Here is a 14,037-nt window from a genome sequence, read left to right on the forward strand (position 1 = left end):
TGCACAGAGGTTCGTTGGTTGGAGGCTGAACTGATCCGCAACGTGCCAAGAAAGATGCTTAGTAGTGCAGCAATTTTTAAGCTTATTGATGAAATTCATCTGTCAATCCCGCCATTCCTTTCATTTTTCTTACATAATAGCGCAGTAAACGTGAACTCATTTCAGATAGAATTTTCTTAATAAAATCTCATCAGCAAGGTTCAATTATAAATTTACTAAGAAGGCAACCTTTGTCTTTTACAGTTAACAGATTGCTAAGAAACCTTCCTCTTAGAGAAATATATATACTATTTAAGCTTCCTTTTTTGAAAATCCCCTCTTTTACCCCCCCTTTGCTCAGCCAAATCTTACAAAAAATTTTGTGAAACGCTTTCTATTTTAAAATCAGGGGGATATGTTTGAGGTTGTACACAATTGTATTTATCCTCATTTATCACTTCAAACAAAAAATGCATGAGAAAGCTATTACTCGCTTTTCTGTCCCTTTCCCTATTTATAGGTGAAGGTTGGGCACAAAAAACGGTCTCGGGGCGGGTGACCTCTGAGGCCGATGGTGTCGCTCTCCCGGGGGTAAACGTCTTGGTTAAAGGGACAACCGCGGGTACGATTACCGATTACGACGGAAAATATCAGTTAGAAGTGCCAAGCAGTGCTACGACCCTGGTGTTTTCATTTATCGGAATGACCAGTCAGGAAGTAGAGCTCGGCAACCGTTCGGTTGTAGATGTAGTCATGTCTGAAGATGCCAAACAACTAAGCGAAGTTGTTGTGACGGCTCTGGGCATCGAACGGGAAGAAAAAGCGCTTGGTTATGCCGTACAAGAAATTGACGGTTCTGCGCTGACAACCGTAAAAGAAACCAACGTCGTCAACTCACTGGCCGGTCGCGTTGCGGGTGTGCAAATCAAAGGATCTCCGGGTAATATGGGAGGCTCTGCCAGCATCAACATCCGTGGGATTCGCTCTGTATCGGGCAATAACCAGCCGTTGTTCATCATCGACGGTACGCCGATCAGTAACGACAACTTCAACAGCGACGACACACAGGGTGCTGACGGTGGCCGCGATTACGGTAACGCCGCTCAGGACATCAACCCTGACGATATCGCCAACATCTCTGTACTGAAAGGACCCAGTGCCACCGCCCTATACGGTTCACGTGCCGCTAACGGTGTGATTCTGATCACGACGAAAAGCGGAAAAAACAAAAAAGGAATCGGTGTCAGCCTGAACTCTACCACAACGTTCGAGTCGGTTATGGCGCTGCCTGAATTCCAAAACGAGTATGGCGGGGGTTATAAGCAGGAGTTCGACACATACAACGGTCAACCTATCGTCAACTACGCAGCAGACGAAAGCTGGGGACCCCGCATGGATGGAACACCGGTTCGCCAGTGGTACAGCTGGTTCGAGGATGATCCAGATTATGGTCAACTCACTCCTTTTGTTGCTCATCCTAACAACGTCCGTGATTTCTTCGAGACGGGTATTACCTCCAGCAACAACATTGCGATCACCGGCTCTACCGACAATACGTCAATGCGTTTGTCATACACGCGTCTGGATCAAAAAGGTGTAATCCCGAACAGCACCATGGCCCGCAACACAGTGGCCTTCAGTGGAGAATCAAAACTGACTGATAAACTGACGGTAGGTGTAAAAGCCAACTACGTAGGAAACTCGGCGAAAGGCCGTCCGGGCACAGGTTATGGTGCCGATGCCGGTAACGTCGTTACCAGCTTCCGTCAGTGGTTCCAGCGTCAAATTGATATTGACAAGCTGAAAAATTATGAAACGCCCGATGGTCTCGACCGTACATGGAACATCAACAGCCCTAACAACCTCGACCCCTTGTATTGGGAAAATCCATACTGGGTTCTGAACAAGAGCTACGAAACCGATAGCCGCGAGCGCCTATTCGGGAACATCTATGCGTCGTACCAACTCCTGCCAAGTCTGAAAGTAACAGGATGGGCACGTACCGACTTTTATACAGACCGTCGTGACGACCGTATTGCTTCCGGTTCTATTCCACAGGATATGTATCAGGAAGACGTACGTCAGGTACGTGAAGACAACTTTGAATTTTTGGCGCAGTATAATACCAACTTCGGAGATAATTTCTCTTTAGGAGTTAACCTCGGAGCCAACTCTCGCCGCAACACATACCAGCGGAACTACAACCGTACGGTCGGCGGCCTGAGCGTTCCGAACTATTTCAACATCGGTGCCTCAATCGACCGTCCTGAAATCACCGATTACTCTGAAGAGAAACGCGTAAACAGCCTCTATGGTAGCGCAAACCTCGGTTTTTATAACGTTGTGTTTGTTGAAGCTTCACTTCGGAACGACTGGTCTTCTAGCCTTCCTCCTGAAAATAACTCCTATCTCTACCCTTCGGCATCAGTAAGCTTCGCTTTCTCTGAGCTACTGCCGAGCTCTTCGGTCTTCTCATTCGGTAAAGTCCGTGCTGGTTGGGCGCAGGTAGGTACCGATACAGACCCCTACCGCGTTTACAACACATATACGCCGAGCGACAACTACGGCAGCTTGCCTGCCTTTGCGCAGCCCAATACCCTGAACAACCGTGATCTAAAACCAGAACAGTCGACCTCGTACGAATTGGGATTGGATACACGTTTCTTCAACGGTCGTATTGGTTTGGATCTAACGTACTATAACAACATCAGTATCAACCAGATCATCCCGCTAGCGGTTTCAGGAACCAGTGGGTATGATGAAGCCATCATCAACGCCGGTGAGATCCGCAACAACGGTATCGAAGTGATGCTGTCTGGTACACCCATTCAGGGCGCTTTTACCTGGGATATCGGCCTGAACTGGGCTCGCAACCGCAACGAAATAGTAGAACTCGCTGACGGTCTGGACAATATTCTTTTGTACAGCTGGGGAGTTACGCTGAATGCCCGCAAGGGTGAGCCGTATGGTGTGCTTGTAGGCGATGCCATCAAACGCGATGCACAAGGTCGTAAACTGGTAGATGGCGAAGGAAACTACGTCCGTGAAACCAACAAAGTCTATGGTTCGGTCTTGGCCGATTACACCGGTGGTATCACCAATACCTTTACATACAAAGGCTTCCACATGAACGTCCTGATCGACTTCCAGAAGGGTGGTAAATTCTACTCGGTTTCGAACCGTTACGGAACCTACTCGGGTCTACTGATCGAAACGGTAGGCAACAACGCACTGGGCAACCCGATGCGCGACCCTGTTTTGGTTGATGAAGATACTGGCGAACCATTACCCAACAGTGGCGGTATTTTAGCCGATGGTGTCTTGGAAGATGGAACACCTAACACAACGTATGTTGACGCGCAGAACTACTGGAAGAACCTGCGTAACTACCGTGAAGAGTTCACCTACGATGCCAGCTTTGCCAAGCTTCGTCAACTTAACTTTGGTTACACATTCCCTAAGAGCATGTACAAGAGCCTTCCCTTCCAGTCCATCTCGCTGGATTTCGTAGGTCGTCACCTGGCTATCTTGTGGAAGAAAGCACCAAACGTCGATCCTGAAACGGCGCTGGGGTCTGGTAACATCCAAGGCTTCGAGAACGGTCAGTTGCCGAGCGTTCGTTCAATGGGTTTCAACCTGAAAGTGACTCTGTAACTCAACTCTTATCCTAAGTAAAGACTTTATGAAATTTACAACATACGCATCACGTGGACTCCTGGCGGCCGCACTGGTTTCGCTGGGTGCCTGTGACCAAGGTTTTGAGGAGCTTAACATCGACCCGAACAAGCCCTCAGAAGTCCCTACCTCCTATCTGTTTACTCAGGGAGAGCGCGCATTGGTCACACAAGTATTCGATCCGCTTACGGTAGCTGAATATGCCATTCACTACCCTCAGTACTTCTCGCAAACGCAGTATGCGGACATTACGCGGTACTCGACGGTAGAATCGAGCTTCTATCCGTTCTACACGGGTGGATTAGCAGATATGCAGGAGATCATTCGCCTGAATACCACAGAAGAAACCATGGACGCCGCCGCTGCCTCAGGCGCGAACGTAAACCAGGTTGCCGTGGCACGTATCCTGAAAGTGTGGGGCTTTCATAACGTGACGGATATGTGGGGAGATATTCCTTACTCACAGGCATTACTGGGTCGTGAGGCCTTTTCGCCGGTGTACGACCCACAATCCGAAATTTATCCAGCACTCATTCAGGAATTGACCGAAGCGGCAGCGCAGATTGATGAAAATCAGCCGGGCGTGGTAGGTGATATCATCTACGGCGGTGACATGGCCATGTGGAAACTGTTCGCCAACTCCCTGAAGCTGCGTCTGGGCATGCGGATGTCGGAAGTGGCTCCTGATATGGCAAAAACAGCAGTGACTGAAGCGTTGAGCGCCGGTGTTTTCACCAGTAACGACGACAATGCGATGTACACTTACCTGAGCGCACAGCCCAACGTTAATCCGTATTACAACCACTTCCTGACGCGTACGGACTTTGCCGTTACCAACACGATGGTAGACATGTTGAAAGCAATGGACGACCCTCGTCTGGCGATTTACGCTGACCCGATTGGAGTTGACGTGCCCCGCGATGCCAACGAGTTCCCTGTAGCCAATCCGGAGTACGTTGGAATGATTTATGGCGAAACCGATGCAGTCTCAGGTAGTATCCGGAACCAGGAAGTTTCGTTCCCGGGTTTGGCGACACGCGCGGCCACAGCCAAAAGCCCCATTCTGGTGTATTCAGAAGTTTTGTTCAATCAAGCGGAAGCTGCAGCACGCGGCTGGACTGGTGGCGATGCCGAGGCTCTTTATGAAGCAGCCATTCGCGCTTCGATGGAACAGTGGAATACATTGGCTGCTGAAGTAGGTAGCCCCTATCAAGTCACTGCCGCTGAGATCGATGCGTATATCGCTTCTGGCGATGTTGCCTACGATGCTGCCAACTTTGAGAAGTCTATCGGCACTCAAAAGTGGCTCGCTCTGTACATGCAGGGCTTCGAAGGCTGGTCTGAGTGGCGCCGTCTGGACTATCCGGACTTAAAGCCTGCTCCGGCCGCCCCGGCCGGCATGGGTATTCCACGTCGTCGTGGTTATACTGAAACAGAGAACAGCTTGAACAAGGCCAACTATGATGCTGCTATCGCCCGTATGGGTGGCAATGGACTAAGCACTCGTATGTGGTGGGATGTAGAATAGTAGAGGTTAAATTCTAATTGTGTAAAGAAAAAGGGAGGCAATTGCCTCCCTTTTTCTTTCTAACAATTTCCGTGAGCCGATCAAGAAGCATTCCCCTATCCCCCGACAGCTACCTGTGCATCTCGCTATACAAGCTCACCTGAGGAACTGCTGAGGCAGGCCCCCACTAATTTCTCCTTGCCGTAAAGACTACAAAATGCGGAACTCAATGCGGCGGTTCTGGCGGCGGCCTTCTTCTGAGTCGTTGGGGACTTTGGGTTGCGCTTCGCCGTAGCCGTGGTACTGGAGCCGGGCTGAGGCGATCCCCTTTTCGGTCAGGTAGGTGTACACGCTCTGGGCGCGCTGTTTGCTCAGTTGCAGGTTGGCGGCGTCGGTGCCTACATCGTCGGTGTGGCCTTCGATTTCAACCTTGATGTCGGGATTGGTCTCCAGAAAGCCGATGAGCTTGTTGAGCTCAACACGCGACTCGTCCAGCAATTTGTATTCGCCCGAGGCAAAAAAGATGTTGTTCAACGTGGTTTTCGATCCGGCCCGCACGGCGCTCATGGGCACGTCGAGCGTGAGGCCCTCGGTACGCTGTTTTTTCTCTTTGTAATCGAAGGCGAGGCTCTTGAACAGATACGAAGGGCTATTGACATAGAGAGCATACTCACTACCCTGCGTCAGCACAATCAGGTACTCGCCGTTCTGTGCGTCCGAGGTCACTTTCTGTACCGTCTCTCCCGAGTTTAGGTCGATCAGTTCGATGGTGGCCGTCAGGGGCTTTTTCGTTTCTTCATCGAATACTTTCCCGGCCACAAAACCGGTTTTCTGCGACGGTTGCAGCGCCGGAGGCATCGGGAAACTGTAAATTTCGCTCAGCGGCTTCTTGGGGTCCGTATAGTCGTCCTTCGAGTAATAAGCTGTTTGGCCATCGGCCGTTACAAAGAGTGAACTTTCGTCCAGGTACGTGTTCAGCGGGTAGCCCAGGTTCTTCGGCGTGTTCCAGGTTTTGCCGGAAAGCTCGGAGAAGAACAGGTCGCGCCCGCCCATTCCCAAATGACCATCCGAAGCAAAATAGAGCGTTTTGTCGTTGTTGTGGATAAATGGTGCCAGGTCTTCGCCGGGCGTGTTGATGGGCGCTCCCAGGTTGGTCGGCTGCTGCCACTCGCCTTTGTCGTTCTGATGCGCCATCCAGATGTCGGTTTTGCCCCGGCCGCCCGGCCGGTTGGACGCAAAGTAAAGCGTTCGCCCGTCGGCAGAAAGCGAAGGCTGCGTATCCCAGTGCGGCGAATTGATCACCGGTCCCATGTTCTGCGGGCGCTGCCACTGGTTGCCCTGTCGGTAAGTGATGTACAGATCGCAACTTCCCTCACCGATCTTGTCGGAGCACATGGTGAACACCATCACGCGCGCGTCGGCCGAAATGGTGCAGGTGCCTTCGTTGCGGGGGGTGTTGATGTTGGGCGAGATGGAACCCGGCTGTGTCCACCCTCCGTCGGGCAGACGACGGGAAGCTAGAATGTTTTCGTCAAATTCGTTGCCGTGGCCCAGCCGGGCGGTGTACACCAGGATGTTCTGATCGGCGGTGAGCACCGGGAAGTACTGCTGCGGGAACACATTGACGTTGCCTTTCATCGGAGTAGCCTGGATGTCGACCGGATGTTTCATGGCTTCCTCCGCAAAATCGCAGATGGCCAGTTGGTGTTGCGCCCATTCCCGGCGCTCGCGACTTCCCTTGGGGTTCTTCAGGAACTCCTGATAATAGGTTCGGGCTTCCGGGTAATTCCCGGCACGAATGGTATGCTCTCCTAGCGTAAAGGCCAGTTCCTGCGCCCGGGGCGTGTTGGGACGCAGTTTATAAAACTGCTCGAAGTGTTCGTGCGCTTTGTCTTGCTCGCGGTAAAGCGAATAGACGTTGCCTAGCTGCAAGTGCGCTTCGGCAAACGACGGGTCGCGCCGCAGGGCATCCGACAGCTTCGCGATGGCCTCTTCGAATTGCCGCTGCTTGATCAGCAAACCTGCCTCATCGTACAACTTGACGGCTTTTTTGTCACTCGACATGCCGGGCTGAGCCCAGGCGATACTAACGCTACTGAAAAACAGCAATATGAAGCAGAATTTCCTCATGGATCGGCTGGTATTCCCTTGGGTCAGGGAATGTTAAGGTACTTATGGCTTTGCAACGTAACCCGCCAACGGGGATGCTGTTGCACGTAGTCAATCATCAGGGGGAGCATTTGCTCGCGGCGATCCCACTCGGGCTGCAGAAACAAGTGGCAATCGGGGCGAACCTGCGCGGCAAACGACTCCGCCCAGGCCAAGTCACTTTTGTGGTAGATTACCACTTTCAGTTCGTCGGCCTTCTGCAGAATTTCCGGCCGGGGCGCTTTGAACTTCTTGGGCGAGAAGCAGATCCAGTCCCACTGGCCCGACAACGGATGTGTCCCCGACGTTTCGATGTGTGTGCGGAAACCGGCCTCATGCAACGCGCCACACAGTTCGTCCAGCGGGTGCATAAGCGGTTCGCCACCGGTAATGACCGCCAAACGACCCGGACGCGCAGCTGCGCCTGCGACGATCTGACTGACTGAGACGGCCGGATGACGCGATGCATCCCACGATTCTTTCACGTCGCACCAGTGACAGCCGACGTCGCACCCGCCCAAGCGAATAAAGTACGCCGCTCGGCCCTGGTGAAACCCTTCGCCCTGAAGCGTGTAGAACGCTTCCATCAGCGGCAGGTCGCGCGAGGGCGCATGCCTGGTAACCACGGACTCACCTTGTTCCGTCGGCGTTTTGGTTATCATCATAATAATAAGAGGATCAACGTAGTTCTGCAACAAAAGCTGGGAAAAGAACAGTTCACGACCGCGTACTAACTACGGGCGAAAGGCCGTTTTTCTCCCCCTTTTCGCGTGAAGAAACGCGTGCCTTACGGATAAAACGAGCGCTTTGCCGCATCCAGTGTGTTCAGCAGCAGTGCCGCACGCGTCATCGGACCGACCCCGCCGGGCACCGGGGTAATCCAACTACAACGCGGGGCTACTTCGTCGTACGCCACGTCGCCGCGCAACGCAAACCCACTTTTTTTCGAGGCATCTTCCACACGTGTGATGCCCACGTCGATCACGACCGCGCCCTCCTTCACCATGTCGGCCTTCACAAACTCCGGAATGCCCAGCGCGGCAATCAGAATATCCGCCTGCAAGGTTTGTGCTTTCAGGTCTTTTGTGCGGCTATGGCACAACGTTACGGTGCAGTTGCCCGGGTTATCATTCCGCGCCATCAGGATGCTCATCGGCGATCCCACAATGTGGCTGCGTCCCAGCACCACACAGTGCTTACCCGAGGTTTCGATCGGGTAGCGTTTCAGCAGTTCAAGAATGCCATAGGGCGTCGCCGGCAGGTAGGCGGGTAGATTCTTCGCCATGCGCCCGACGTTGACCGGATGGAACCCGTCCACATCCTTTTCGGGGGCCAGGGTTTCGGTTACTTTCTCGGCCGAAATGTGTGCAGGCAGCGGCAGCTGGACGATCAACCCGTCGATTTCTGCGTTTTCGTTTACTTCCCGGATTTTGTCCAACAGGGCCTCTTCAGAAATTGTTTCGTCGAATCGAAAAAGGGACGATCCAAACCCCACTCGCTCGCAATCTTTTACTTTATTGCGCACATAGGCTTCGCTGGCCGGATTGTTTCCTACCAGAATGGCGGCCAGATGGGGAATTTTTCCACCGGCCGATCGAATGGCGGCTACTTCGGCTGCGATTTCGTCCTGAATGGTGCTGGACGTCTGTTTTCCGTCGAGTATTTGCATAAAAAAGGGGTCTGTGATTCCCGCAAAAGTAGCCAGCCCAACCGGCTCTTACCAAGTTTTGCACAATAACTTACCGTTCGTGCAACCTCCGGGCACCTTCACGCATCTTTTCCTTAAAACCATACCTGAACACGATGAAAAAAGCACTCTTTCCTCTGCTGCTGGGGCTGCTGCTCCCCCTCTCCATCCTGGCGCAAAGCCGCGAAAAACGCACGATCCGTTCCTTTTCCGAGCTGGAAATCAGCGGGATCTACGAAGTGTATCTTCGCCAGGGCAATACCGAATCGCTGGAACTGGAAGCCGACGAGGACGTGATGGACAAACTCATCACAGAAAACAAAGGCGACCGGCTGGTACTGCGCATGGAGCACGTCCGCATGAACCAGTACAAAAATCGTAAGGTTAAGGCCTACATTACCTGCCGCCGTCTGGACCGCATTGAAATGAGTGGTGCCACACACCTGCAAGGCGAAACGCCGCTGCACACCAAAGCGCTGGCCATCGGGATCAGCGGCGCGGGCGACGTGCGTCTGGAGATCGATACCGAATCGCTGGAAGCGTCCATTTCAGGGGCGGGCGACCTGCGCGTCACGGGACGGACGGGCGAACAGCGCGTGGAAATCAGCGGCGCGGGCGACTACAAAAGCTACGACCTGGCCAGCCGCCGGGCAGAGGTGCGCGTCAGCGGCGCGGGTAGCGCAAACGTGACGGTTTCCGAAGAAATCGATGCCCATGCCAGCGGTGCCGGCAATGTCTACTACAAAGGCAGCCCCTCGCGCACGAACGTAAAGAGCAGCGGCGCCGGATCGGTCAAAAAAGTCAGTTGATTCAGCCGACAATCCAATCGTCTGGGTTTCATCACGATAGCGTCTGTCTACAAAAGCGGTCTTGTGGGACTGCCCCTAGGATCTATACAGTCGCGTGTAACCTTTGTTCACGAATTTCAGTATGAGTCGATTAGTTTGAACTAATACGAATCGATATGAAACTGAACATTCGAAAAATACAGCTTTTTGCGTTGTTATTCCTGGGTCTTTCTGTAGCTGCTCATGCGCAAAGCCGCTGGTCGGCTGGCCCGAAAGTAGGCGTGAACCAGGCTACATTTACGAACGACGACACCAAATCGTGGAACACAGGCTTCAACGGAGGCTTGTTCCTGACCTACAGCGACATTCATCACCTGGGCATCACCGGGGAACTGTTGTACGTCACAAAGGGGGCGGAAGTCGAAACCGGCCAGCAAGACGTGCAGATCAACCTGGGTTACCTGGAAGCGCCGCTTTTGTTCCGCTACTTCTTCGGGCAGGGCGGCTTTCGTCCCAACCTGTTTGCGGGCCCTTACGCCGCCTACAACCTGTCGGCCAAGCGAATTGATCAGCGCACCGACGCAGAAACGAATTTGGAAGATCGCGTAGAGCCCCTCGATTTAGGCTTTTTGGTCGGCGGTGGCGCCAACATCCGTGTGATGGACCACCGCTGGATCAATGTGGATGTGCGTTACAACCAAGGCATTACCCGCGTGCTGAGCGACGTGCCTGACGTACGGAACGGTGCATTCACTCTGAATGTCGGCTACGCGTTTGGCCTGTAATCGACCCGAGCTTATTACAATGAAAAAGCCCGCAAGAAGCGGGCTTTTTTTGTTTCTGTAAAGACCTTTACCTCACTTGATGCGCAGGCGTTGCCCCACACGAATCTCGTTTGACGTCAGGTTGTTGATGGCCTTCAGTTGCTCGACCGACAAGTTGAACCGACGCGCAATCGAATAGAGCGTCATGCCCTCTTCCACTTCATAATAGCCATCGTTTGCCTCCGTGCCGTTGATTACGTCCATGGTTTGCGGAGCGATGATGTTGTTTCCTGCCCGCACAACCCGCAGGGGCTGGTAGGCCTCCACCGTTTCGTCGGTCAGGTTGTTCATCCGCATCAGGTCAGCTTTTTTCTGATTGAGGCGTTTGGCAATGCTCATGAGAGTTTCGCCGGGCTGCACCACATACACCATGGCATTCGCCACAAAGTCGGGGCCGCCGATCACGTAAAATTCCACGCGGCGGTTCACCTGGCGTCCGGTACGAGTCGCGTTGCTCACCAACGGATTTCCCTCCCCGCGTGCATCGATCACCAGATCCGACTTCTTCAGCCCATGTGCAATCAGGTAATCCCGAGCGGCCTGGCCTCGCTGGGTCGACAGCTTTTCGTTGTATTCGTCCGAGCCGATGTTGTCGGTATTGGCGTTCATTTCGATCTGCACGTGCGGATTCCCTTTGGAATACGCGATGATTTCGTCCAGCACTTTGCGCGCTTCGGGGCGTAAATCGTACTTGTCAAAGTCGAAATAAATGTTTTCAAACAACAGCTTAGACGCCGCCGCGGTCGATCCTTCCACGTCCATGCCGTCAATCAGCAACTGCCGACGCCGCGACGGATCGCTGTCTTCGTCGACCGACACCTGGTAGGCCGAATCGGCAGGGAGGTTTTTGAACTTAAACACCCCCGAGTCGTCGGTAGAGGTGGTTTTGATCGGCTGGTTGTCCTGATTATTAAGATTCACTTTGACGTCGGGCAGCGGCTCTTTCGTGTCTTCATCCACAATTTTGCCCGAGATCGTCACGCTCTCAAACTCTTCGGTCGAGTCTTTGTCGATGCTGGCGATCAGCGATTCTTCGCTTTCACGACGGAAGCGGTACAGATCATCGCTGCCCGCACCCTTTTCCCGGTTGCTCGACAGATACCCCCACGCGTCGCCCAGCACGAAATAAAAATCGTCGCGACTCGAATTGAAGGGCAAGCCGAGGTTATCTACTTCGTTCCAGGAGTCTCCGCGCGCCGCAAAAATGTCGAGCCCGCCAAACCCTTCGTGCCCGTTCGAGGCGAAAAACAGCGTCCGCTCCGGGGCATAGTAGCATGGCGAAATTTCTTCGAACGGCGTGTTGATCTCTCCACCCAGGTTCACGGCTTTTTCCCAGTTTTCACCGTCGCCACTTTTTACGCTGTACCACAAATCGTTCTGCCCAAAACCACCGGGTCGGGGCGAAACAAAGAACAACGTGTCGCCCGAGGGCGTCAGCGAAGGCTGTTTGGTATCGTAGCGCGGAAAGTTCACGTTTTCGTTCAGCCGCTCCGGCTTCGACCACCGTCCTTCCACCAGGGTGGTGACGTACAGGGCGCATTCCCCCTGATTTTCCCAGCAGCTGGTGTAGTAGAATTTGGTTCGATCCTGATTAAACACCCCCGCGCCATCGTTCCGAATGGTGTTGATGCGCTGAAATTGATCGTCCGTCGTATCGGCTTTCCACTGCGTTCCAAGCTTCTCGTATCGATACAGGTCGCTGTAAATCTGCCCCGTACGGTTGTCGACATCGTCGCCTTTCGAACCCGGACGAGCCGACGTAAATACCAGAGACGAATCGTGTTCGTAGATGGCGGGCGCGTACTCGGCGTTGGGCGTATTAACAGGCGCGCTTAGAGCCTTGAACTGGTGGTCCGGCTCCGGCTTTTTCAGCTCCTGCAGGGCCAGCGTACAGCCGTTATTTTCCAGTACGGCACGTGCGCGCAGGGCCTCTTCGGCAGGGGTTGCCGGTTGAAAGCGATCCAGAAAATCCTCGAAGACGATTTTGGCATCGCTGTATTTGCTGTTCAGCTTCAGCATCATGGCGTACCAGAACGTAGCCTGCAACCCGTACGCGCCTCTGACCTGCTTGGCCTGCCGGTAAGCAGCCTCGGCCTGGTCGTAAGCAAAGTACGCGCGGTACGCCTCGCCGAGTTGAAAGGCGGCATAGTCGTTTTCGGGATTCGCTTCCAGCGCCTTGCGGTAGTACTCGGCCGCCTGGAAATACTCTTCCCGGTCAAAATACTGGTCGGCAATGCGCGTGGCCGAAGAAGTTTTTCGTTCGCGCTGTGCCAGCGAAGGCAAACTCCACAGCACGAGCAGCAGCAGCAGTCCCGTACGCACCCGGAACGAGGACGGGGTGGCAAATGTCAGTAGATTCAGTAGCGGCGTCATGTGTTCGGTTCGTCAGATGCGCGGCGTCGAGAAGCGCTTGCGGCGGTGTTCTTTAAAATTGCGGATGGTCAGGCTCAGCTCGTAGGCGCCACGTCCTTTGGTGTTGTAGCGCAAACCCGACGAGTTGACGTCATAGCTAAAGCCCACCGTGAAGGCCGGCGTCGACAAGCCGGTGTTGATGATGAAAGCGTCGCCGTAGCGGTACCATCCCCCCAGCATAAATTCCGACTCGCCCAGCAATCCGAACGGATGCGGCACCACCTGGTAGCGCAGGTAAACACCGCCGTTCAGTTGTTGGAGTTCCGACTGTTGCATCCACAACAGGTTGGGCGACAGGTGGAGCTTGTCGCTCACACGGAAATCGGCACCGGTGTGGGCCTTCAGCAAAATCGGCAGGCTGCTGGAAAAGCCCTGGCGCATCGACTCATCGGGCGAGTTGAGGTGCGATCCCGCTACCCCTGCGTAAAAACTTACGGGCGAACGCACGGCTTCGCGCAGCGGATTGTACGCCCACATAAGGCCCGCCGCGACGTCGGCAAAGGTCCGGCGTGAGTTCAGCATGCTGATGTTCACCGGTACCGACGGATCGAAGCCGATAAAAGGGTTGAACTGTTCGCCCCATTCGGTATTGGTCATGTCCAGGCTCCGCTGCACCAACCCGCCCTGACCGGCTACTACCAGCGCCATGCCCTGGTTTCTGGCCAGCAGATCATACGCAAACGTCATGTTCACGCCGGTGGTATTCAGGTTGCCGTCGCCCGCCCGGTCGTTAAAAACCGAAAAGCCGATTCCGCCGACATGCACCGGCTCGATGCGCTCGCGCCACAGCGGCGCAATCACCGACACCTGGTTGGTTAGATAGGGCACCACGATGCTCTGCCACTGCGACCGGTAATTGGCACTGAACGTCAGGTCCTGTTCCAGTCCGGCCAGCGCGGGGTTCAGGTAAAGCGACGAGGCATAAAACTGCGAGAATTGCGCATCCTGCGCCCGCAGGCTACTGATCGTGAGCAGCAGCGTGAAGAAGACGTAGTATCGGGTCAAAGTGCGATTCAT

At 53.9% G+C, this 14,037-nt stretch carries 9 protein-coding genes; 4 read left to right on the forward strand and 5 right to left on the reverse strand.

The features are described 5' to 3' along the window. Nucleotides 1-453: 453 nt before the first annotated feature. The gene (locus tag BLR44_RS12180; RefSeq protein ID WP_245706042.1) at nt 454-3,633 is read left to right on the forward strand and encodes a SusC/RagA family TonB-linked outer membrane protein; all 3,180 of its coding nucleotides are present in this window, start codon (nt 454-456) and stop codon (nt 3,631-3,633) included. 28 nt (nt 3,634-3,661) lie between these two features. Then, on the forward strand, nt 3,662-5,182 hold the full coding sequence (locus BLR44_RS12185; protein WP_089682190.1) for a SusD/RagB family nutrient-binding outer membrane lipoprotein: 1,521 nt from the start codon (nt 3,662-3,664) through the stop codon (nt 5,180-5,182). Between the two features lie 189 nt (nt 5,183-5,371). Here the strand turns inward: BLR44_RS12185 and BLR44_RS12190 are convergent, their stop codons facing one another. The 3 genes from BLR44_RS12190 to BLR44_RS12200 form a co-directional block, all read right to left on the reverse strand. Beyond that, nucleotides 5,372-7,291, reverse strand: coding sequence for an OmpA family protein (locus BLR44_RS12190; RefSeq protein ID WP_089682192.1), 1,920 nt, complete (start codon nt 7,289-7,291; stop codon nt 5,372-5,374). A 23-nt stretch (nt 7,292-7,314) separates the two neighbouring features. Beyond that, the gene (locus tag BLR44_RS12195; protein WP_089682823.1) at nt 7,315-7,896 is read right to left on the reverse strand and encodes a 7-carboxy-7-deazaguanine synthase QueE; all 582 of its coding nucleotides are present in this window, start codon (nt 7,894-7,896) and stop codon (nt 7,315-7,317) included. Nucleotides 7,897-8,096: 200 nt separating this feature from the next. Then, nucleotides 8,097-8,978 carry a bifunctional 5,10-methylenetetrahydrofolate dehydrogenase/5,10-methenyltetrahydrofolate cyclohydrolase gene (locus BLR44_RS12200; RefSeq protein WP_089682194.1) on the reverse strand — a complete coding sequence of 294 codons (882 nt, stop codon included), beginning with the start codon at nt 8,976-8,978 and terminating at the stop codon, nt 8,097-8,099. A 134-nt stretch (nt 8,979-9,112) separates the two neighbouring features. On the opposite strand from BLR44_RS12200, the gene BLR44_RS12205 reads away from it, so the two are divergent. After that, entirely contained in the window at nt 9,113-9,805 is a 693-nt protein-coding gene (locus tag BLR44_RS12205) for a head GIN domain-containing protein (RefSeq protein WP_089682196.1), read from the forward strand. Between the two features lie 155 nt (nt 9,806-9,960). Next, the gene (locus BLR44_RS12210; RefSeq protein WP_089682198.1) at nt 9,961-10,569 is read left to right on the forward strand and encodes a porin family protein; all 609 of its coding nucleotides are present in this window, start codon (nt 9,961-9,963) and stop codon (nt 10,567-10,569) included. A gap of 72 nt (nt 10,570-10,641) precedes the next feature. On the opposite strand, the gene BLR44_RS12215 is transcribed toward BLR44_RS12210, so the two are convergent. Both BLR44_RS12215 and BLR44_RS12220 read right to left on the reverse strand, forming a co-directional pair. Next, complete coding sequence (locus BLR44_RS12215) at nt 10,642-12,981, reverse strand: LysM peptidoglycan-binding domain-containing protein (RefSeq protein ID WP_089682200.1); 2,340 nt, start codon at nt 12,979-12,981, stop codon at nt 10,642-10,644. A 12-nt stretch (nt 12,982-12,993) separates the two neighbouring features. After that, the gene (locus BLR44_RS12220) at nt 12,994-14,037 is read right to left on the reverse strand and encodes a PorP/SprF family type IX secretion system membrane protein (protein ID WP_089682202.1); all 1,044 of its coding nucleotides are present in this window, start codon (nt 14,035-14,037) and stop codon (nt 12,994-12,996) included.

The organism is Catalinimonas alkaloidigena (genome assembly GCF_900100765.1).
In the GTDB taxonomy this organism is placed as follows: Bacteria; Bacteroidota; Bacteroidia; order Cytophagales; family Flexibacteraceae; genus Mooreia; species Mooreia alkaloidigena.